The sequence below is a fragment of the Pseudomonas sp. FSL R10-2189 genome (assembly GCF_009600325.1).
Taxonomy (GTDB): domain Bacteria; phylum Pseudomonadota; class Gammaproteobacteria; order Pseudomonadales; family Pseudomonadaceae; genus Aquipseudomonas; species Aquipseudomonas helleri.
Window position 1 is genome coordinate 1 of sequence record NZ_WIVZ01000004.1, and the last position, 22,236, is coordinate 22,236.

Annotated in this window: 18 protein-coding genes and 1 rRNA gene; 14 read left to right on the forward strand and 5 right to left on the reverse strand. The window is 52.8% G+C overall.

Going from position 1 to position 22,236, the window contains the following annotated elements:
- Positions 1-202: 202 nt before the first annotated feature.
- The 11 genes from rrf (at position 203) to GHO32_RS27035 (ending at position 11,102) form a co-directional block, all read left to right on the forward strand.
- A 5S ribosomal RNA gene (gene rrf / locus GHO32_RS04385) occupies positions 203-318 on the forward strand.
- Positions 319-586: 268 nt separating this feature from the next.
- On the forward strand, positions 587-1,246 hold the full coding sequence (locus tag GHO32_RS04390) for a paraquat-inducible protein A (protein WP_153330760.1): 660 nt from the start codon (positions 587-589) through the stop codon (positions 1,244-1,246).
- Positions 1,233-1,856, forward strand: a complete 624-nt coding sequence (locus GHO32_RS04395; RefSeq protein ID WP_048391768.1) for a paraquat-inducible protein A — start codon at positions 1,233-1,235, stop codon at positions 1,854-1,856. The genes GHO32_RS04390 and GHO32_RS04395 overlap by 14 nt, the downstream gene beginning before the upstream one ends.
- A complete protein-coding gene (locus GHO32_RS04400) occupies positions 1,849-4,152 on the forward strand; it encodes a PqiB family protein (protein ID WP_153442776.1) in 2,304 nt (767 codons plus the stop codon). The genes GHO32_RS04395 and GHO32_RS04400 overlap by 8 nt, the downstream gene beginning before the upstream one ends.
- 366 nt (positions 4,153-4,518) lie before the next feature.
- A complete protein-coding gene (locus tag GHO32_RS04405) occupies positions 4,519-5,049 on the forward strand; it encodes a fimbrial protein (RefSeq protein WP_153336510.1) in 531 nt (176 codons plus the stop codon).
- A 55-nt stretch (positions 5,050-5,104) separates the two neighbouring features.
- On the forward strand, positions 5,105-5,668 hold the full coding sequence (locus tag GHO32_RS04410; protein WP_368668421.1) for a fimbrial protein: 564 nt from the start codon (positions 5,105-5,107) through the stop codon (positions 5,666-5,668).
- 19 nt (positions 5,669-5,687) lie between these two features.
- Complete coding sequence (locus GHO32_RS04415) at positions 5,688-8,222, forward strand: outer membrane usher protein (protein ID WP_153336514.1); 2,535 nt, start codon at positions 5,688-5,690, stop codon at positions 8,220-8,222.
- On the forward strand, positions 8,219-8,980 hold the full coding sequence (locus GHO32_RS04420) for a fimbria/pilus periplasmic chaperone (RefSeq protein WP_153336508.1): 762 nt from the start codon (positions 8,219-8,221) through the stop codon (positions 8,978-8,980). Before GHO32_RS04415 ends, GHO32_RS04420 begins: the two co-directional genes overlap by 4 nt.
- On the forward strand, positions 8,973-9,572 hold the full coding sequence (locus GHO32_RS04425; protein WP_256665518.1) for a fimbrial protein: 600 nt from the start codon (positions 8,973-8,975) through the stop codon (positions 9,570-9,572). Before GHO32_RS04420 ends, GHO32_RS04425 begins: the two co-directional genes overlap by 8 nt.
- A complete protein-coding gene (locus GHO32_RS04430; protein WP_153336507.1) occupies positions 9,565-10,074 on the forward strand; it encodes a fimbrial protein in 510 nt (169 codons plus the stop codon). Before GHO32_RS04425 ends, GHO32_RS04430 begins: the two co-directional genes overlap by 8 nt.
- The gene (locus GHO32_RS27035; protein ID WP_306106464.1) at positions 10,071-11,102 is read left to right on the forward strand and encodes a fimbrial protein; all 1,032 of its coding nucleotides are present in this window, start codon (positions 10,071-10,073) and stop codon (positions 11,100-11,102) included. Before GHO32_RS04430 ends, GHO32_RS27035 begins: the two co-directional genes overlap by 4 nt.
- Positions 11,103-11,676: 574 nt before the next feature.
- On the opposite strand, the gene GHO32_RS04445 is transcribed toward GHO32_RS27035, so the two are convergent.
- Entirely contained in the window at positions 11,677-11,997 is a 321-nt protein-coding gene (locus tag GHO32_RS04445) for a hypothetical protein (protein WP_153336506.1), read from the reverse strand.
- A 243-nt stretch (positions 11,998-12,240) separates the two neighbouring features.
- Complete coding sequence (locus GHO32_RS04450; protein ID WP_153338208.1) at positions 12,241-13,668, reverse strand: ATP-binding protein; 1,428 nt, start codon at positions 13,666-13,668, stop codon at positions 12,241-12,243.
- A gap of 74 nt (positions 13,669-13,742) precedes the next feature.
- On the opposite strand from GHO32_RS04450, the gene GHO32_RS04455 reads away from it, so the two are divergent.
- The 3 genes from GHO32_RS04455 (at position 13,743) to GHO32_RS04465 (ending at position 18,624) form a co-directional block, all read left to right on the forward strand.
- A complete protein-coding gene (locus tag GHO32_RS04455; protein WP_057384460.1) occupies positions 13,743-15,338 on the forward strand; it encodes a recombinase family protein in 1,596 nt (531 codons plus the stop codon).
- A 322-nt stretch (positions 15,339-15,660) separates the two neighbouring features.
- A complete protein-coding gene (locus tag GHO32_RS04460; RefSeq protein ID WP_153442778.1) occupies positions 15,661-17,265 on the forward strand; it encodes a hypothetical protein in 1,605 nt (534 codons plus the stop codon).
- A 345-nt stretch (positions 17,266-17,610) separates the two neighbouring features.
- On the forward strand, positions 17,611-18,624 hold the full coding sequence (locus GHO32_RS04465; RefSeq protein ID WP_153442780.1) for a replication initiation protein: 1,014 nt from the start codon (positions 17,611-17,613) through the stop codon (positions 18,622-18,624).
- 240 nt (positions 18,625-18,864) lie between these two features.
- On the opposite strand, the gene GHO32_RS04470 is transcribed toward GHO32_RS04465, so the two are convergent.
- From GHO32_RS04470 to GHO32_RS04480, 3 genes are all read right to left on the reverse strand, one after another.
- A complete protein-coding gene (locus GHO32_RS04470) occupies positions 18,865-19,182 on the reverse strand; it encodes a hypothetical protein (RefSeq protein ID WP_057384159.1) in 318 nt (105 codons plus the stop codon).
- A 188-nt stretch (positions 19,183-19,370) separates the two neighbouring features.
- Positions 19,371-19,922 (reverse strand): type 4 pilus major pilin, encoded by a 552-nt coding sequence (locus GHO32_RS04475; protein ID WP_079744108.1) that lies wholly within the window; start codon positions 19,920-19,922, stop codon positions 19,371-19,373.
- Positions 19,923-20,118: 196 nt separating this feature from the next.
- Positions 20,119-22,227 carry a transporter substrate-binding domain-containing protein gene (locus GHO32_RS04480; RefSeq protein WP_218581158.1) on the reverse strand — a complete coding sequence of 703 codons (2,109 nt, stop codon included), beginning with the start codon at positions 22,225-22,227 and terminating at the stop codon, positions 20,119-20,121.
- Between the last annotated feature and the right edge of the window lie 9 nt (positions 22,228-22,236).

Genomic DNA, 22,236 nt, shown 5'->3' on the forward strand with positions numbered 1-22,236 from the left:
AAGCGCTGTGAGGCGTTGAGCTAACCAATACTAATTGCCCGTGAGGCTTGACCATATAACACCCAAGCAATTTGAGTCGAAGAGACCAGATTGCGGTGTGTGAAGACGATACAAACCGAAAGTTTGCAATCACAAAACACCGACTCTATTACATACCCATTCGCTGGAGCGTTACGCACGTAACGACCTGGCTACCGAATTTCTTGACGACCATAGAGCATTGGAACCACCTGATCCCATCCCGAACTCAGTAGTGAAACGATGCATCGCCGATGGTAGTGTGGGGTTTCCCCATGTGAGAGTAGGTCATCGTCAAGATTAAATTCCAAAATCCCTGTCTGCTCACGCAGACAGGGATTTTGTTTTTGTGCTCGAAAAACACAGAACATTGCCCCGCAACAAACAATCGATAAACCCAGCGAAACCCCAACTAAAACTGGACACCCCCGCCCAAGCCCCCCACGCTCTTGCAGCTTGCAGCTCATTTCATCCCCCCTTGCATCTAAAGTCCTACAAATAGGCAAACTTCTTTAGGACTTCGCACATTAGAATAGGCGCAGTCATTTCTAAGACAGAGACGCCTTATATGCCAGATCCAGCTGACGCCAGCAGGGTGTCAGATTTACCGCTGGACGAGTTAGTGGCCTGCCATGAGTGCGATCTTCTGATGCGTAAACCGCATCTCGCGCTTGGTGAGAAAGCCCAATGCCCGCGTTGCGGTTATGAGCTTTATGCCCATCGTCACAATGTGGTCGAGCGTAGCCTCGCTCTCGTCATTGCCGCCTTGCTGCTGTATGTCCCCGCGAACTTTTTGCCCATCATGGAACTCAACCTGTTGGGCCAGGCTTCTCAAGATACCGTTTGGAGTGGCGTTGTCGGCCTCTTTGACACAGGCATGCAAGGCATCGCCGTCGTGGTGTTCTTGTGCAGCATGGGGATTCCGTTACTCAAATTGCTGTGCCAGCTGGCAGTGCTACTAAGCATCCGCTGGAACATTGGCCGCTCTTACGGCTTGCTCATCTACAGGATTTATCACCACTTGAAAGACTGGGGCATGCTTGAGGTGTACCTGATGGGCGTGCTGGTGGCCATTGTGAAATTGGTCGACCTGGCCGAGCTGAGTCTGGGGCTAGGCCTTACCTGCTTCGTCAGTCTGCTGCTGGTTCAGGTCTGGCTGGAGGTCGTCATGTCACCTCACCAAATCTGGCAGGCGCTTTCAGGGGAGGATACGCATGCGTGCGATTGATGCCGGCATCCTGATTTGCACCGAATGCCACGAATTAAATCGGCAAGATAAAGACGTCGATGAGCAAACTTGCACCCGATGTGGTGCTTTAGTGCACGCTCGTCGCCCGAACAGCTTGCTGCGTACCTGGGCCCTGTTACTGACCTCTGCCATTCTGTACATCCCGGCGAATTTGTTGCCGATCATGACCATCAATACGCTGGGCCAAGGCAGCCCCAGTACGATCATGTCCGGGGTAATCGAACTGGTGCAGCACGGGATGATACCCATAGCCGCGGTCGTGTTCGTGGCAAGTATCTTGGTGCCCACCTTCAAGCTGGTCGGCATTGCCTTGCTGCTGTTTTCGGTACAACGCCATCAGCCTTTGTCTGCCCGGCAACGTATCATCATGTACCGATTTATCGAGTTCATAGGCCGCTGGTCGATGCTCGATATTTTTGTCATTGCCATTCTGGTGGCGGTGGTGAACTTTGGGCGTATTGCCAGCATTGAAGCTAATCTCGGCGCTGTCGCCTTCGCCAGCGTCGTGATCCTCACCATGCTTGCAGCTGTAACTTTTGATCCCCGACTTATTTGGGATAACACGGAGTCGGATGACGACCATGAGTGATTTACCTACCGCTAAAACCCGTCCGGCATCCAATTGGTCGGCCATCTGGATTCTCCCGCTCATTGCCTTGATCATCGGTGGCTGGCTGGGCTGGAAAGCCTACAGCGAGACGGGCATCGATATTCAGTTGCGCTTTGAAAGTGGTGAAGGCATCGTCGCCAACAAGACCGAAGTGGTCTACAAAGGCATGCCCGTAGGCAAGGTCAAAACCTTGGCACTGGATGAGAGTGGCCCGAGCAAAGGGGTCATCGCCACCATCGAGATGGACAAGGACGTTGAGCAATACCTCAAAACCAACACCCGCTTCTGGCTGGTCAAACCCAGCGTTTCTTTGGCGGGTATTACCGGCCTCGAAACCCTGGTCTCCGGCAACTACATTGCGGTCAGCCCGGGTGATGGCGAGTCCACACGCAAGTTCAAAGCGCTGTCGCAAGAACCGCCGTTGTCTGACGCCAAGCCAGGCTTGCACCTGACACTCAAGGCCGAACGACTGGGGTCGCTGAATCGCGGCAGCCCGGTGTTCTACAAACAGATCCAGGTTGGCCAGGTTAAAAGCTACGTATTGTCCGAAGACCACAACACCGTCGAGATCAAAGTCTTTATTGAGCCGACCTACGCGAATCTGGTGCGCAAACACACGCGCTTCTGGAACGCCAGCGGCATCAGCATCGACGCTAACCTGTCAGGTGTGAAAGTTCGCAGCGAATCGCTGGCCAGCATCGTCGCAGGCGGTATCGCTTTCGCCACCCCCGAGAATCGCAAAGATAGCCCGCCAACGGATCCCAACCTGCCGTTCCGCTTATATGAAGACTTCGATGCAGCCCAGGCGGGCATCAAGGTCAAAGTCAAACTCAGCGACTTCGAAGGCCTGCAAGCAGGGCGCACGCCTGTCATGTACAAAGGCATTCAGGTGGGTAGCCTCAAAGCCTTGAAAGTCGACCCAGATCTGAGCAGCGCCAGCGCCGAATTGGCCCTAGATCCCTTGGCCGAAGACTATCTGGTAGAAGGCACCCAATTCTGGGTGGTCAAACCGTCCATCTCACTGGCCGGTATTACCGGGCTCGAAGCGCTGGTGAAAGGCAACTACATCGCCATTCGTCCGGGTGACAAAGGCAGCAAGCCCGAGCGCGAGTTTGTGGCCCGCCCCAAAGCGCCACCTCTGGACCTGCGCTCACCCGGCCTGCACATGGTGCTCTTCACCGACAACCTGGGCTCACTGGATGTCGGCAGCCCGGTGCTCTACAAACAGGTCAAAGTCGGTTCGGTCCAGAGCTACCAGTTCTCCCGCACTAAAAAGCAATTGATCATTGGCGTGCACATCGAGAAGGAATACGAAGGCCTGGTCAACGCGTCAACCCGCTTCTGGAACGCCAGCGGCGTGACTCTCACCGGCGGCCTGACCAGCGGCATCCAGGTGAAAAGTGAGTCCCTGCAAAGCTTGATGGCAGGCGGCATCGCGTTCGAAACCCCGAAAGCCACGGCGCCTTTGCAAAAACGTATCCCGCGTTTCCGCCTCTTCAGCGATCGTGACGCGGCGATGGAACAAGGCGTGCCGATTACCATCAAAGTGGCAAGTGCAGACGGCTTGAGCAGCGGGTCACCCATCCGCTTCAAAGGTTTGACAGTCGGCAAGATCGAAAGCGTCGACCTCAGTGACGACCTGCAATCTGTCCTGCTGCAAGCGCGCATCACCGAAGTGCCAGAGCGCATTGCGCGGGCAGGTACCCAATTTTGGGTTGTCAAACCCGAACTGGGCCTGATGAAAACCGCCAACCTGCAAACCTTGGTGACGGGCCAATACCTCGAAGTACAACCGGCACCCAAAGGCCGCGGTCCACAAAGTGACTTCGTTGCTCTGGAGCAAGCGCCCGACGCCGTAGTCCCTGAAGCAGGGCTGCGCCTGGTATTGAGTGCTGCACGTCGAGGCTCGCTCAAAGAGGGCGTCCCCGTCACCTACCGTGAAGTCACCGTCGGCAAGGTCACCGGGTACGAGTTGGGCAACACCGCTGATCGAGTCTTGGTGCATATCCTGATCGAGCCGCGTTATGCGCCACTGGTACGCAGCGGCAGCCGTTTTTGGAACACCAGCGGCTTCGGTGTCGACTTTGGTTTGTTCAAAGGCGCGACGATTCGTACCGAGTCCCTTGAAACCCTGGTTCAAGGCGGTATTGCCTTCGCCACGCCGGATGGGGACAAAATGGGCAACCCGGCTCGCCCACAACAAACCTTCCCGCTCTTCGACACGTTCGAAGAGGAATGGCTGCAATGGGCACCGAAAATCCCGTTGGCTAAATAACCCGCAACACGGCCATTAAAAACCGCGATCACTGATCGCGGTTTTTTTTCGTCTCCGTATTCTCCTCCAGCCACAACCGCGCTCAGCGCCACGCCGGCTATTTCAAAAAGTTCAGAGAATTCCTACGTTGGATTTGCTTGGAGCAAGTTAACTTCTTCCCAGTTTCGTCGTTCGGGTCACGTCCACTGTTAAGGGGTTAAATAATAGGGGTGTGGCCAACATTAACGCGGCAAAACCTTGGGGCTTCATTGTTTAAATAACTCACGGATGAACTTCTTGATTTAAAGGTGTGCAATGCCGTGCCTGAAAACAAGTTTAATTTAAAGGGTGGCTCCGAAACTTAATTATCTAAAGGAAATTAAAAAAATGAAGTGTGTAACTAAAACTGCTTTGGTCTCCCTGTTCATGTTGGCGGGTTCTGCTTCGATGGTTCAAGCAGCAGGTGCCGGTCAAGGAACAGTCACTTTCGAAGGTGCAATTATTGAAGCGGCCTGCTCTATCGCGCCTGAAAGTGTTGACCAGACTGTAGGGCTTGGCCAAGTTGCCAAGTCGCAATTAGAAGCGGGTGGTTCGAGTCAGCCTGAGCCGTTCGAAATCAAGCTGGTGGGTTGCGATACCACGACCCTTAAAAGCGTCAGCACCACCTTTACCGGTGGCGTATCGAAAGACGTTCCAGGGGCATTGGGGATCGTAGGTACGGCTTCTGGCGCAGGCATCGTCATGCGCGATTCGACGGGTGCAGACATTGTGCTGGGCACTCCAACAGCATTTCAGGCAATTGGGGATGGCAATAATACTTTGCTGTTTGGCGCATTCCTTAAAGGCGCTACTGCCGCCGATACTGTCGTACCAGGTGAATTCACCGCCATCACCAACTTCTCATTGGCTTATCAGTAAGTCATTGCCCTGCCACCGCGAGGTGGCAGGGTAACTTGAAAATGAGAACCTGCTCGTGAATGTAATAACGCAGTTAACTATTACTTCTTCGTTCGCACTGTTAGTGGTGCCTTTTAATAACGTCGTCGCGGCTGGACAACAAAATGGCGTTGTCACACTCGGCGGCGAGATTCTTGATTCGGCCTGCGCCATGGACACCAGCAGCGCTTATCAAGTGATTGAAATGGACCCCATGCCCGTTGGTCGACTTATTCGGCTGGGTGAGGGCGACCCGCATTCGTTTACCCTGCGTTTAACTAATTGCTCACTCACCCGTACTAACCCGGATCGTCCTGGTGAGACGTTGCCCGACTGGCAACACGTACGTGTGACATTTGACGGCGTGCCAGACCGCCAGGGCCGTTCCTTCGCCGCCAATGGGTCTTCACAGGGTGTGGCCTTCCACATCATCGATGCCCAAGGCCGCGAAAGCCTTCCGGGCGTGCCCATGGCCATGATTCCGCTCTCGAGCGCCCGCGATCAAGTACTGCATTACACCCTCAAATTGGTCGGTAATGACCAGCCTCTTTCGGTCGGCAGCCATCGCGCTGCGGTGCGCTTCAGGCTGGAGTATTACTGACATGGTTGGCCTGTTTTCCATGCTCAAAACCTCAACGATAAAAGCCGCATGGCCACCGTGTGTCATGAGCGGGCTGATGATCGTGGCTGGCAGCGCAATCGCGGCCGGCGACATTCAGTTCAACACTGACATTCTGGACCTTAACGACCGTTCCAATATCGATCTGTCGCAATTCTCGCGCAGCGGTTTCATCCTGCCCGGTGTTTACCCGATGAACGTGCAGATCAATGCCCAAAGCCTGGGCGAGCAGCGCATCGCGTTCATCCCTCCCGAGGATGACCCCAAAGGCAGCGAAGCCTGCCTGACGCCCGAGCTGGTTGCGCTACTGGGGCTCAAAGAAGGCAAGGACGCTGAACTCACCTGGTGGAAAAACAATGAGTGCCTGAACATTCGCAGTCTGCCCGGCATGGAAGTCACGGGCGATCTAAGCACCTCGACCCTGCGCATCTCGTTGCCGCAGGCCTACCTGCAATACACCGCGCAAAACTGGGACCCGCCTTCGCGATGGGATGAAGGCGTGCCGGGCCTGTTGTTTGATTACAACCTCACCGCCCAATCCATTCGTGACCGAAACGACGGCGTTAAAAATAACCTCAGCGGCAATGGCACCCTTGGCGCCAACGTCGGGGCATGGCGAGTGCGTGCCGACTGGCAAGGGCGCGTTGATGCCGAAGACGCCAGCCGCACCCAGCGCATGGAATGGAACCGCTTCTACGCCTACCGCGCCTTGCCATCCTTGCAGGCGCGCTTGTCGGTGGGCGAAAACTACTTGTATTCCGACCTGTTCGACAGCTTCCGGTTTACCGGCGTCTCACTCAATTCTGATGACAACCAATTGCCGCCCAACTTGCGCGGCTACGCCCCGGAAGTCGTGGGGGTCGCCCGCACGAACGCCAAAGTTGTCATCAGCCAACAAGGGCGTGTGCTCTACGAAGCGCTGGTGGCCGCCGGGCCATTTCGCATCCAGGACCTCAACGATGCCGTCAGCGGCTCGATGGATGTACGGGTGGAGGAACAAGATGGCTCGGTACAGACCTTTAAGGTCGAATCTGCCAGCATTCCTTACCTCACACGGCCCGGCAGCGTGCGTTTCAAAGTGGCGGCGGGCAGGCCGTCCAACCTGCAAGAGGGCGATGACGGCAACGTATTCAGTACTGGCGAGTTTTCCTGGGGGGTCAGCAACGGCTGGTCACTGTTTGGCGGGGCCATCACCGACAACAACTACCGCGCTTTTTCAGTGGGTGTTGGCCGCGACCTGATGGCCTTCGGTGCGGTATCACTGGACGCCACCCGAGCCAGCACCACGTTGCGCGATGGCACCTACTCGGGGGCCTCGTACCGCTTGAGTTACTCCAAACGTTTTGAAGAGTACGACAGCCAAGTCTCGTTCGCCGGTTATCGATTTTCAGAAAAGAACTACCTGAGCATGAGCGAATACCTCGATGTTCGCTATTACGGGGGAGACGCAGGGGGGAGCAAATCGCTGTACACGGCCACCTTCAACAAACAGTTTCGCGATGCGGGTGTGTCGATCTACCTGGATTACAGTAATCAATCCTACTGGGACCGGCCCGACAGCGAACGCTGGAACCTGTCCTTGTCGCGCTACTTCGATGTGGGACCGGTCAAAAACTTGAGCATGTCCCTTAACCTGTTCCAGTCCCAGCAAGGTCGAGATCCAGCCACCAACGGCATGTTCCTCACCTTCAGCGTGCCCCTGGGCCGCTCGGGCTCATTATCCAGCAGCTTCAACAGAGCTCAAAATACCAACAGCGTTTCGACGCGTTACAGCGACCGCATCAATGAACGCAACAACTACCAGCTGGCGGCAAGCGATACCTCAGTCAGCGGCTTCCTGAGCCACGCCGGTGATCGAGCCGATGTTGACCTCAGCGCAGGCATCGAAAAAGACAGCCGTTCAAGCCTCAGCGTGTCTGCCCGAGGTGGCGGCACGCTGACCAAAGACGGCGCTGCATTGCATCGAAGCTCCAGCATGGGTGGCACTCGCCTGATGGTCGACACCAGCGGCGTGGCGGATGTGCCGATACGCGGCTACGGCGCGCCGACCCGCAGCAATGGCTTCGGCAAAGCGGTGATCTCGGACATCAGCAGCTTCTACCGCACCTCAGCCAGCGTGGACCTGGAAAGCCTGCCGAGCAACATCGAGGCCACCCAGTCGGTCACCGAACTGACCCTGACCGAAGGTGCCATCGGTTATCGCACCCTGGCGGTGATCTCTGGTGAGAAAGCTATGGCGGTCCTGCGCCTGCCTGATGGCAGCGTCCCGCCGTTCGGTGCCAGCGTCAAAAATGACAAGCAACAGGACACCGGCATCGTCAACGACGAAGGCAACGTGTACCTGAGCGGCATTCAGCCTGGCTCACAAATGACCGTCAGTTGGGGCAGCACCGAGCGCTGCAGCCTGAGTTTGCCCGAGGTGCTCCCGGCCGACGGGCTGGCCTCGACCCTGAACCTGCTGTGCCAGCCCATCAAGGCTGACAGCACACCCGCCTCGGCAGTCCTGCCTGATGTTTTGGAGAAAAAAGCCTCATGAACCTCAACCCCCGTTTTGCCCCTTTCGCACTGGCCCTGTTGGCGATGTGCCTGATCAACAACAGCAAGGCCGCCATCGGCCTGGACCGTACCCGGGTGATTTTTGACGGCAGCAAAGACGCCGTCAGCATGAACATCACCAATAACAACACCGAGCTGCCCTACCTGGCCCAAGGCTGGATCGAAGACGAATCCGGCAAAAAAATCAGCACGCCGCTGACCGTATTGCCCCCCGTACAACGCCTGGAGCCGGGCAAGAACAGCCAGGTCAAGGTTCAGGCCCTGCCAGCGGCCAAGTCATTGCCTCAAGACCGCGAAAGTGTCTATTACTTCAACTTGCGAGAAATACCGCCGCGCAGCGACAAGACCAACACCCTGCAAATTGCGTTGCAAACGCGCATCAAATTGTTCTACCGGCCAGCGTCGATCATCCCGACCCAGCAGCAACAGTCCAATCCTTGGCAGGAGAAACTGACCCTGACCCGTCAGGGCGATCATTACCAGGTCAATAACCCGACTCCGTACTACGTGACCCTGGTGGATGCACGTAACAGCAAAGACGGCAAAACCGCAGACGGCTTCGAGCCGCTGATGGTCCCGCCCAAAGGCGCCCTGACATTGGGGCCGACGGCAACAGCGTTGGGCAGCACGCCGTACCTGACCTACATCAATGACTACGGCGGCCGCCCGACCTTGGCCTTCACCTGCGCGGGCAATGAATGCAGCGTCGACCCCAAGGCTTCTTCGCGCCATGAATAGCGTCATGCCCCTGGCCCGTGGGCTGGCGCTGACCGGTCTGATACTGGCGTTGTCAGCCAACCTGTGCCGCGCCGAAGACGAGCCCGAGCCCATCATCGATACCGACGGCTTGCTGGATATCAGCGGCTCACTCAACCATGCGCCCTGCATGCTGGAAATGTCCTCGGCCTACCAGACCGTTGAACTCAACAACGTCTCGCGGGCCGACTTGCTCAAGCCCGGCGACATGGCCGAGCCCGTGGCCTTTCAGTTGCGGTTTCTGGACTGTCGGCGCATTGCTGGCGGGCTGCCAAACGAGCGCACCGGGCGCCTGGTCTGGAGCCCATATGAGCCGATTGTCTCGGTGGCTTTTGTGGCCCCGGCCGACCCTGATGACCCGCGTCTGGTGAAAGTGCAGGGCGTTACCGGGATGGGCTTGCGCCTTACCGACACCCTGGGTCGTGATGTGCGCCTGGGGTCATGGGGCCAGCCCTTATTTTTGGTGCACGGTCGCGACACCGTGACTTGGTACGTCCAGGCCACCCGCACACCAGCCCCCCTGACCAATGGCGCCTTCCGGGCTGTCGTGGATTTCAGGCTCAACTATGACTGAGGAAGCAACCATGCCCAGCCCCGGCTTACCCATCGTCCTGATCGGCGGCTGCCTGTTATGGGCGCTCAGTCAGGGCGCCCTGGCAGATGTCAACGTGACCATCAGCGGCGTGGTGCAAGCGCCGCCACCGTGCGTCATCAACGACGGCTCAACGCTCACCGTGCCGTTTGGCGATGCGTTGCAAACCACCCGCATCGACGGCATTAATTATCAGCGCGGGGTGGACTACAAAGTGTCGTGCAGCAACCCGACCTCCAATGCCATGACCCTGGAACTCAAAGGGACAGGGGCGGCGTTCGACGCTAAATCGCTGGCCACCAGCAAGGCGGACCTGGGGGTCAAGCTGTTCGTCGACGGCGCCGACTGGCCGCTCAACACGGCCGTGAAATTCACTTACCCGACCTTGCCCGCCGTGCAAGCGGTACCTGTCAAACGCCCCGGTAGCACCCTGACCGGCGGCGGGTTTACCGCTGCGGCAACCTTGGTGGTGGTGGTGCAATGAGAAAAGAACGCCTGATGAAATTCTCGCCATCGCCCGTACTGCTGACCGTGCTCTCTTTGGGCCTGTGCAGCACTGCCACGGCTAACGTGGCGTTCAATGGAACGCTGATCGAGCCGCCGCCGTGCACCATCAATGGCGGCAGCACCATTGAAGTGGACTTTAAAGAAGTGGGTATCAGCAAAGTGGATGGCGAGCATTACCGCCAGCCGGTGAATTACACCATCACCTGTTCAACCGACACCTTGCCCTGGGAAATGATCCTCACCGTGCGGGGCTCGGCGACCTCTTTTGAGTCCTCAGCCGTGCAATCGAGTGTGGTCGACCTCGGCATCAAGCTGCTGCAAAACGGCAAGCCCATGGAACTCAACACACCACTGGTGGTTACCCCCAACTCACCGCCTGTGCTTGAGGCCGTGCCGGTCAAACGACCGGGCTCTACGCTGGCCCCCGGTGGCTTCACCGCTATTGGCGAACTACCAATGAGGAGCCGCACCATGCGATCAGTCATAGCAACCCTCGCGATCTCGGTGGCCACGGCGTACCTGCTGGCCAGCCAAGTGCAGGCGGCAGACAACCTGAGCTTCAAGGGCGTGCTGGTCGCCCAGGCATGTACCATTCGTCCTGGCGATGAACTCATCGCGGTGGAGTTCAGTGACATCTCCACCTCCAGCCTTTACCTGAACACCCGCACCCCCAGTGAGCTTTTTTATATTCACCTGCAAGACTGCGACACCCAGATCGCCGACTCGGTGACCGCCACGTTTAGCGGTGCTGAAAATGCCGAGTTACCGGGCTTGCTGGCGCTGGCCACCGGCAGTGCGGCGCGGGGCATCGCCATCGGTCTTGAAGCGGCCACCGGTCAGCCCTTACCCCTCAACGTGGTCAGCCCCGAACAGCTCTTGAACAATGGCGACAATGCCATGGTGTTCTATGCCTACGTCCGGGGCGAGCCTACCGCCATTGCCAACGAATCCATCCGAAAAGGCCGCTTCGTGGCGAACTCGACTTTCACGCTGGAGTATCCGTGATATTCCCAACCTCATGCAGCACTAGCCGGTCTTTCTCCAGAGCGGTGGTGCTCATTCAAAACATTTTGTAAGTACGGTGGCGCCTCGGTTGAAAGGCTATGCGCTACAGCTTGATACCCATTGAAGCTTCACAAAGGAAATTACACATGAACTACAGGGCGGCCTTGTATTTATGGCTCATCAATTCACTTGCCAACGCATCAAAGTGCGCGGTCAACAGATTTTTTTACCACTGCAGTCGCTTAAATGGACTGCCTATGTTTAAAGTTTTTGGAGCAACCCGAACAACTGCCTGTTTTCTGGCCGTCATCGCAGCCCCAAATATATCGACAGCCGATATTATTTATGCGAACGGGTATCTTGAGTCGATCGGCAACCCAGGTGTCTACGTACAGCGTTGGGGAACTACTAGCGGGACCACGCCAGGCTATGTATCGTGCGGTGCGACAACGTGCAGGGTCGGCCTGTCGTACCGGTGGCGCAATACCACTAACCATCCCGGATACTACTGGGCTTACATAGGTTCGCAGGTTATCTCTGTACCCTCAGGCACTCTATGGGATGAGGCTGTAAGTCAGTGGACGAATACGTTCGGTAGGTCGGGAACCTTTTCGTCATATTGGTCTAGCACCACGGGACAGCTCCTATCAACCTGCTTGCGAGCCAGTAAAAGTAATGGCGATTTGTCGCCAGGGCAGATCCCTTTGCCTGCCACCTGCGGTGCAATATTGCCCGCGCCAGCAAAATGCGAATTCAACGTACAGTCGATCACCCTCAACCACCAGACAATTGACAAAAGCTCTGTAAACGGACACACCGTGACATCCAGCCTCTCTACTAACTGTTCTACCGCTGCAAACGTCATTGTGAATAATGTGCAGGGCAATGCGCCCATCCCGGTTCTACCGGGAATTACATCCACCCTGGAAATAGATGGGCGCGCGCTCGGAACACAGATGCAATTGCCGTCAGGTATCAGTAACCATACGATTTCCTCCACTCTGCGTGATACAGGGACGGCATATGGTGCCTTCAACACGTCTGTCGTGCTCCGTATCACTATCCTCTGAGTTATACAAAGCCTTCGTTTACTTCAGACCGGGGCCAAGCTTGTTTATCGAGCCTTTGATTGGACTCTTTACACCCGATACACCTCAATCATTTCCAGTATCTGGGCCATGGCTTCGTACTGATCATCGACCCGCTCAGCCACCTGCGACCAGTTGGCGAGCAGGCAGGCTTTTTCAAGGTCCTCACAGCATTGCAACAAATGCCGGGCCTTGATCATCCGGGCACCGCTTTTGACCTTGTGCGCCACCGCACTCATGCCCGGCAAGTCATGCTTGGTGAACGCTTGCAGTAATGCCGCCATGTCCTCTTCCATGCTGCTGATCAGCGGTTCGATCAAGTGCTTGAGAGCGTCGGCATCCCCTTGGGTCAAACGCTCCAGCGCGTCGAGATCAATCTCACGCTCCGACTGCGCAGGTTCGGGCGTGTTTTGCAGGTTGAGCGGTTCCAGATCGGCTGACGCCAAGCGTGCTTCAAGGTGTTGCAAGCTGATGGGTTTGAACAGGCAATCATTCATTCCGGCTGTCATGCAGCGTTCTACTTCGCCCGTCTGGGCATTGGCGGTAAACCCGACGATCAATACCGCTGGCATGCCGTTGGCGGCCTCTTCAGCGCGGATGGTGCGGGCCAGTTCATAGCCGTCCATCACCGGCATGGCGCAGTCGGTCATGATCAGGTCAAAACGCTGGGCTCTCCAGGCCTTCAAGGCTTGTGCGCCTTCGTTGGCTTCTTGCGCCATGTGCCCCAAATAGCCGAGTTGTTGCGTCAATAGCCTTCGATTGGGCGGGTAATCATCGACCACCAGTACTTTCAAGGCGCGTTGCGGGGGGGCGGGTGGTTCGTTTGGCACCACCACAGGCGAGACCGCAAGCAAGGTCACCATGTCGAACTCCAGAGTAATGCGCGTGCCTTTGCCCAGCGTGCTGCACAACTGCAGTGTACCGCCCATCATTTCGCACAACTGGCGGCTGATCATCAGCCCCAGACCCGAGCCGCCCGGCAGCTTGTTTTTCGAGCTGGCCTGAGAGAAAGGGCTGAACAGGCGCAGTTGGTCTTGCTCTGAAATACCGATCCCGGTGTCTTCGATCTGAATGCATACATTCAACCGTTCGCTGTCCCGCGAGCCCTTGGCGCGTACGCTCAGGCCGACATGGCCGCTGTCAGTGAACTTGATCGCATTGCTCAGCAGGTTCGACAGCACCTGACGAAAGCGCAGAGGGTCAATCAGCACCTCTGTGTTGATCCTGGGGTCGAGTTCAAAGCTGATCAGCAAGCCCTTTTTTTCCGCCAGGGCTTCAAACACCCGGGCGGTGGACTCCACCAGCTTCATCAGGTGAGTGCGCTGCTGATTGAGCGACATGCGCCCCGATTCGATCTGGGTGATATCCAGAATGTCGCCAATCAACTCCAGCAAGCCGTGGGCGGCCTGCGAGGCAACTTCCAGGCTGTCGTTGTCGGCAAGCCCTTGCTCGGCCTTTTTCATGGCCAGTTCGAGCATGCCGATCACCGCAATGACAGGTTGATTTAGTAGAAAATGCTACCATCCCACATCGACAAGGGTTGAGAGCATCCATGACCAGCGCACACCCACTGCCCAGAGCCTTTGCAGAGGTCTTTCAGGGCAACGACAGGATCAACGTATACAGCTACATCCGCTTTTCATCCAAGGCCCAAAAGCTTGGATTCAGTGAGATGAGGCAGATTGATCAACTGAACCGCTTTTTCGAGCACTACCCACAGGCTCGACAGGTCGAGCGCTATGAAGACCTCGGCGTCTCTGCCTTCAAGGGCAAAAACCTGAAATCCGGGCAATTGGCCCTATTTGTTGAGCGAATCAAAGCAAAGGAGATTCTCCCCAATGCCCTATTGCTGGTGGAATCCTTCGACCGGATCAGCCGTATGGGCGGATACGATGCCCTTGAACTCATAATCTCCATAATCCAAGCGGACTGCGCCATTTATACGCTTTTTGATAATCGTCTCTACTCTCGCCGTAAAACAGACAGCAGCGCTGACATCAGCCTAATCCAGAACATTCTGGAACGGGCTAATGATGAGAGCCGTTCAAAATCAGAACGAGTATCGGACGCGAAAGCAAGAAATTTATTGAAAGGCGAAAATGGCGGGATCATAACCAAACGCTGCCCTTTCTGGATCAGCTTCACAGATGGGAAATTTGTCCTAAATGAACACGCTCAGGCCATCAGCCGAGCCGTTGAACTTTGCTTTGACATGGGATTTCAAGCAATTGCAAAAACGCTGAACGACGAGATCCATCCGAAAAAATACACAGAAAGCATCGTTGGTAAATTTTTACGCCAACCAGCAATCTATGGTTCATTTATCGCTATGGAATGGGACGAATCAGGCAAGCCGGTGCAGTTGAAGAAAGAAATTAAAGGCTATTACCCTGCTGTCATCACAGAAGCCGAATTTCATAGAATCAGTGTAAAGCTCCAAGAAAGACAAGATCCGAAACTGGCTGGCCGTAAAGCGGCAGAGTTTAAAAACATTCTCCGAGGATTGGTTTATTGCGCTTGTGGATCTGGTTTTCGCTACCACGCTCAGAAAAGTGGTTATGTTGATCTCGTCTGTTCTGCATCGCTAACTGGACGCTGCACCTCAGCCAAACCCGGAAAAGGCGTTAGATACCGCTATGCACGACTGGAAGAAATTTTTCTGGCTTATCAGGCAAAAATCCCCTTCCACAGAATTATTGCGAAAACAGAAGATATTCAAGCACTGGAAAAAGCCCATGGTGAAATTTCAGGATTGTTGATCCAAAAAGAAAAAGCATTGGCTAACAATTTTTCAATTTTGGAAAAGGCGTCAGAAAGTGCGCAAAAATACGTCCTAACCAGAATCGAAGAAGTGAGCCAAGAACTCGACCAGCTCAAAGCCAAGGAGCAGGAAATCAGCCACAGAATTAGCACCCTGCACCTTGCAAGTAAATCCACCATTAACGTGATGGAAATTTACAAACTACTCCTAACGGAGCACGGTCGAATGAGGGTTAACAACTTCTTGCAAGGTCAGGGCGTAAGGCTCAATGTCACGCCAATAAAGAAGAAACACTATATCATTGATCTTTACCTTGGTGATATTCACATTGATCGCATTCAAGTGACCCCAGATGGTTATTTTGCTGATAAAACTGTTAACCTCTGACACCGCTATCCAGCCCTAAAAACGCACCCAAGCAAGCTTGGGCACCTTTTAGGGCTTTGCCCAAGAGCATTCAAGCAGGCTGGACAAATCCAGCCCAAAGCAAAACCTGACAAGTCAGGTTCAGCCGGACAAATTCGGCTAAAATCAAAAGCATTGATCCAAATGCTACTATTTAAGTAGGGCTTCTTTTAACCCGTTGGGCTTATTACCAGACTTAACTTCGTTAAGACGCTTCGCTTCCGGTAATAAGCACGGGTTCCTCGCCGGAATGGCAGAAGCAAAAGCAAAGCGGCACCAATAAAATATTCAACATGAGGACAAAATGAATGATAAAAAAATAACTTCGATGATTTTCAAGACTTTGAACTATACAAACGAGATCAAGAAAAAATCAACAAATGGACATGGCGGTCGCCGTCAATTGTTCAAGAGCCTGCGCCACTCTCTGCGCATTCCCGCAAGCCAGCCCAAGAAGCTGGAATGGTTCGATGAACAATCCCACCTTAACCTAATTTGGCTTCCAGAAACGGGCACGATAAAACTCAACGATTATCCAAAAGAACAGAGAGAAGCACTTCTTGTCAAGATAACGACCGAGGCGGAATCCCCGAGCATCGCAGAAGATAACAGGTCAGAACTTATTGCGTTGCGTGCCAAGTTAAAAAATACCGTGAAAAATGCCAGTAAAAAAGAAACTGATGATGGAAGCATTCTCGCCTTTCAGAACATCCTGAACGTGTCAGGCATTGCTGATACTGAACAACTTCTATCCGACCTTAACCAGTTCGACATTAAGCGCAAAGGCCAGAAACTCGACACAGCAAGGCAGTTTCTCGAATGCCATAACGAGATAGAACGTGGGGCCAAACCGCTGATCAAAAAAAATCAGGCGGTGATACAGGAAGCCTTTTTCAAATTCCCATCCAAGAATGAGGTTGAAGGTATACTGCCAGAAAAACGCATCGACCTAATAAGGAGTTTTTACAATAACATTTTCCCAGAATACCCTATTCATTTTGTTGTATTGCATGGTGATGAAGATGCCGACCTGACGGAGCATAGCGACCATCCGCATATTTTTATATCCACTAAAAACAGTAAGACTGGGCGCTATGATTTGCGAGACACACAGATAAAGAGGGTTAATGCTTATTTGAAAAAGTATCGTCCAGGAACAAATCCTATTGGCGAAAAACCCGACTTTCTGGAGTCACAGTTACTGTTTGGGTATCTGCAAGATATGTTTTACGCCTACACCAATAACACGCTATTGAAGGAAACACCATATCGAGCCAAGAAACACGAAAAAACAGAGGGACACATGAAGACGCTTCGATATATCAACGCAGAAGCTAAAAAGCCAAAATCCGAACGTGCCTTCAACCTTTACACGCTCGCCCAGGAGCGAAAGGCAAAAGCTGAGCAGAAGGCCCAGCTTGCACAGCAAAACCGTATCAAGGCCGAAGCAGCAGCAGAGAACGCTATAGAGCGTCATAGGCTGGCAGAACAAGCCACAGTAGAAGAAAGAGAGCTTGCAGAGGCGTATCGAAGAAAAGCTGAAAATTATGAAGGGGCTATTTCAAAAATGCGTGCTGACCAAGCCAAAGCAGAAGCAGATCACTCCAAAATAAAAGCTGAATTGAAATTATTCAGAAGCAATATGTCAGAGCTGATTGACGGAATAACCAATTGGCTCGAAGAAACTTTCGCCGCACGACGCAAGGATATTCAAGATAAATATTTGGAGAGAGCGAGAAAAGCATATGAGAGGGTTCGTGAGAATGACAAGTCCGAGGATAGTCGTTTTACCAAGAAGGCAGAGGCGCAGGTAGATACTCAACTGGCAGAATTAGAACTATATGACAATGAGCTTCTTGGCATGCCAGCGGCGAAGGAGGTAAGGAAAAGGATCATAAAGCCAATTTAATTTGTGCGTCCGTCGAAGACTTTTTAGACGCACAATGGAGATAGCTGAATCAGTTAACAAACCCCCATTGCTAAATGGGGATGGGCAAACCGTCGGAGACTATGATTTTTCGCTTTTTTAGAAAACCGTGAATAAATGATCAAGTCGATTAAAAACAAACCCCTTAAAATTTGCACTTTAAGGGGTAAATGTTATCTTGCTTATAAAGGAGTAGAAATTCCGGGGCGACCAACCTTAATAATTTCTACGCTCAACACTTTGTATATTCAATATACCATTTAAAGTTGATGTAGCAAGAGCCAGTCTCGAAATTTTCTCCTGATAATAAAAATAATAGAGGAGAAAATGCACTGCAGTCAATTAACGCTCAAAAATACGCTTGAAGTATACAGGTCGAAACTTCCTAAGAAACCCTACCATACAAACAACTATTCATTTGGAAAACAAGTTGGCCCAGTAAGTTCAGCTATAAAATCCATCTACCTTCAACCTAACTCGCTCACTCACAAATATTTTATGATATTTGATTTGGATAGCGACATGAGCGTATTGGACTGGTCGGATAAAGGATTGCCAGCCCCTCACTTGATAGTCAGAAACTTAGACAACGGTCGTTCTCACCTGACTTACATTCTCAACACTTCTGTTAAAACAGACGTTAGAGGGCTTTTAAAGCCTATTAAATATTGTTCGGATGTTGAGCATGGGCTTGCTGTGAGAATCGGTGCAGACATGAACTACAATGGGCTCTTAACGAAAAACCCGTTCAATACATCTGCCTTTAAGGTTTTTTCATTTCAAGATGAACCATATGACTTAGATTATCTTAATGAATTTGTAGATAAAGACCTTGTTAGGCAGCAGAGGGAGGCAAAGAAAAAGAAGAACGTAGAGGACGGATTCGCATCGGGAAGAAACTGCACCTTATTCGAAACGCTACGTTTATGGGCCTATTCAAACTGGCATAGGTTCCACCAGGTCGCGCTGCATGCCGAGATCCTTGACCAAGCGATGATGCTCAACACATTTGAGTGCCCGTTAGGCATGAACGAGGTTAGAACCATTGCCGACAGCGTATATCGCTTTATCACCCAGCACTTCTCGATTGAAAGGCTCAACGAACTGAAAAGCGAGCGAGCTAAGCAATCAAGAGCCAAAAGCAAAGGGAACGTGATTTACACAGGGGAGAAACCTTGGGAGACGGAAGGTATTCCATCCTCGACTTTCTATTATAGAAAGGCCAATGATGTAGCGCCGGAGCATAAAAATGAATCCAGAGATAAGCCTTGGGAAAAGCTCAATATTAGTAGAAGAACGTATTACAGAAGGAAAAGCCAAGGACTCATTGAGGCAGATTAATTTGAATTTGGCACTAAAGTTGGAATTTAACTATATCAGGGATAATAGCCCCGTAGGGGGAGTGTCTTGGCGAGGACTTATCCAAATTAATAGATAAATTTCGAAAAAGACAAAACCGCCCATCCAAGGCAGATTAATTTGAATTTGGCACTAAAGTTGGAATTTAACTATATCAGGGATAATAGCCCAGTAGGGGAGTTTCTTGGCAGGGGTTTTCCCTTCCTAATCCAATATTCTCGCTCAAACTCCAAATATCTCTCTTCTACGGTCTATAACCTTTTGAATTTTTTCCCTATAGGTTTTCCAGATAGGAATATCAAAGGTCATGCTTTGCTCAACAATCAGGCGAGCATGTGCCTTGCAATGCGCATTCAACGGCCTCCACGCATCCATTTTAAGGCTCAAATCATCTTGATTAAATATTGCCGGGTTGAAGGAAAGAAAAAACTCTAAAATTTTCACTCCTTCAAACCGATCAGTTAGAATGACTCTTTCCAACTCGTGAATGGAATTATTGAGCTGAACTACCGCGTCTTCGTAATTGTCTGCTTTATCCATTGTGACGCACTCCATTTTTCACAAAACATTAGGCTCGGAATGAGAATTTGTCAAGTATTTATTCTGGTAGGGATAGTGCGTGAGACAAAAGTTGCACTTTTACTATATCAGGGATAATGGCCCCATAGGGGGGCAACTTCGCGAAGTTTTATAAAAACCGCCTTATTAGGCGGTTTGATTACGAATTATTAAGGTGTTGTGCTACCATTTGCATTGTCTCTCGCAAATTTCAAAGTAATGACCCCGCTACCGTTTGATCCGCAGAAAGTCGATACATCGGATATCTTATAGCCATCATTATATTTCACAGTTCCGACGCTATCCCACCCTACTGCCTTTTGAGATTTCACGATATTTGCACAAACCTCGCCTTTTGGAATATTTTTATATTCAATGGAGAATCCACTGGGGGTTTGCCCATCAATTTTCACTTCTCCGCCAAATACGTTTTGAACTTTATCTCCTCCTTTTGTTGTCTTGAGGCTGCTTGGATAGATACCAAGATTCATCGCTAATCTATTGCCGCCCGTTGTCAGTTGTGCAGTATCTTCTGATGCAAAAAGCTGTTCTGTTTGGGAGAATATTGTTGATAGCTCTTTGTTAACTGTTGAGGCGTTGCTCGAATTTCTTGACTGAGAGTAAAGCGCAAATACCCCAGCTACTACTGCCGCAAAAATGGCAAACCATATCAAGGCTTCAATTAGCGTAAGCCCGACATTATTTCTTTTTTTGATTTTCATTAGTGTTAATGTTTGTTATATTTATTATCCTATCACTTTATTTTATTGTTTAGCCTTGTAATTGGAGTTTTAAATGTTACGCTAATTTTAGCTGGTGTTTTTTGTTGTTATTAAATATTTAGCTAACGTTGTTATCAAACCGTCCGCGAGGGCGGTTTTGTTATTTCTCAGCCTCAAATTCCTGGCAGTAGGGCAGTCAAACATTTCTACAAATCCATCCAATGATTGCGTTCATGGGCGTACGGATCTCATGGCTCATGGTGGTCAGAAAATCACTCTTGGCCAGATTGGCCTGCTCGGCCTGCTGTTTGGCTTCCTGCAGTTGTTCAACCAACTGCTGGCGCTCGCTGATATCAATCCAGCCGCCAATGATGCCAAGCACCTCATTGTCACTGCCGCGATAAGGCAGGATCCAGTGGTAAATAGTCAGGACCTGAGTGTTGGGCAGTTCCAACTGGTGATCTCGAACCAGCGGCTTGCCTTCCTGCATCACCCGCATGTAATCACTGTGGTAGGCCATGTGTTGGCGCTTCGACGTTAGCGAATGTTCGAGCAAGGTTTTACCGACAATGGATTCGCGTTCAGCACCAAACGTATCCAGATAACCTTCGTTGCAAATCAACAGCCGCCCCTGACGGTCGCGCACGTAGATGGGGTGGGGCGTGCCGTCAATCAGCGTACGCATGAACGCCAATTGATCGCTTAGGGCCCGCTCGGCCTGATCACGTTTGCGCAACACCCGGCGCAGGTAAGAGATCCACACGATGGCGACCAGCAACACCCCGATCACCACCGCTGAGATGCGCATGATCGCCGAACGGTGACGTGCCCAAAAGCGATTATCGAGCATCACGGCGCTGTGCCAGCGGGCGGTCAGGGTGTCCATTTCTTCGGGTGAAATACTGGCCAGCGCCTTGTCGAGAATCGCGTGCAGCGTGGTTGCCTGCGCATTCACCGCCAGTGAAAACTGGGCGGGCACAATGCCCACTGTGCTGCTGATTTTTAACTGTGTGGCGTAGTGCTGCTGGATCAGATAACGCGCACTGATCAGATTGATCACAGCCCCTTGAACGTCGCCTCTGCTGGCCATTTCCAGCGCGAGCGCTGAGTTGCGTGCGGCAATCAATTGCACACCCGGATAGTGCTGTGTCAGGTAGGTGCTGACGTTATTGTCGATCACCAGCGCAACACGTTTGCCGTCCAGTTTATCCAGCGTCTGCGGGCTGCCCGTGAACAGACGGGTCACCAGCACAAAGGGCGTTGAAATATAGGGCTTGGTAAAACGTAAAACATGTTCGCGGCTGGCGCTGGCGGTGAAGGCTGGCATCAGGTCGGCACGCCCCAGCTTTACATCCTCGATCAGGTCCGGCACGGACTGGCTGCGTACCCATTCAAATTTAATCCCCGTGCGCAGGCTGATCTTGGCCAGCAGGTCGGCCGCCAGGCCACTGAAAACCCCTTGGTCGTTAAAAAAGGTAAACGGCAGGAAGTCTTCGGAAACCGCTACTTTCAGGCGCGGATGGGCCTCGATCCAGCGTTGTTCAGACGGGGTGAGCTGCAACGGTCCACGCCGCTCGAGGCTCATTGTGCCGACGCCCCAGCGATGCTGAATGGCATTGTTGTGGGCGGGAGGAATGGCCGCCAGCGCCGAATTGATCAGACGCAGCAGGCGCGGGTTGGGGTGATGCACGGCAAACGAAAACGACTGCTCTTCAAGGAGGGCCAAGTCCCGGATGTACACGTTATTCGGATAGTTTTTGCTAATCAGGTAGTGGGCGCTGATGGCGTCCCCCAAATACAGGTCGGCCTGGCCAAACGCTACGGCGCCGAGGGCCGCGAGGGGGGAGGCGTACAGCTGTAACTGCACGTCTGGATACTGCGCCTTCACCGCTGTGACGGGCTGGTAGTGATAAAACATGGCCAGGCGCAGACCCACCGGCAGCGGGATGCTGCTTTTGCTGTCGCCGGTACGCGAGACCAGCACGGGGGTATCGAGAGCATAGGCGGACGAGAGTGCCAATTGATCATCGGCACTTTCAAAGGCATTGGCGGTGCCGAGCAGATCGATCTGATCATTTTTCAACGCTTCGATCACCTGCGCCCTGGAGTCATAGCGCCTGACCTTGATCTCAAGGTTCAGTGCCTGAGCGAGCAGCCCGGCATAATCGGCGGTCAAACCTTCGAAGTAATCACTGCCTGTAGACATATCGAAAGGGCCATTATCTGGCGCCGACGTGCCCAAAATCAGCGACTGTTTGGCTCGCAGCCATTGGATATCGCCCTCGCTGAGCTTGAGCGCAGGCATGTCTGCCTG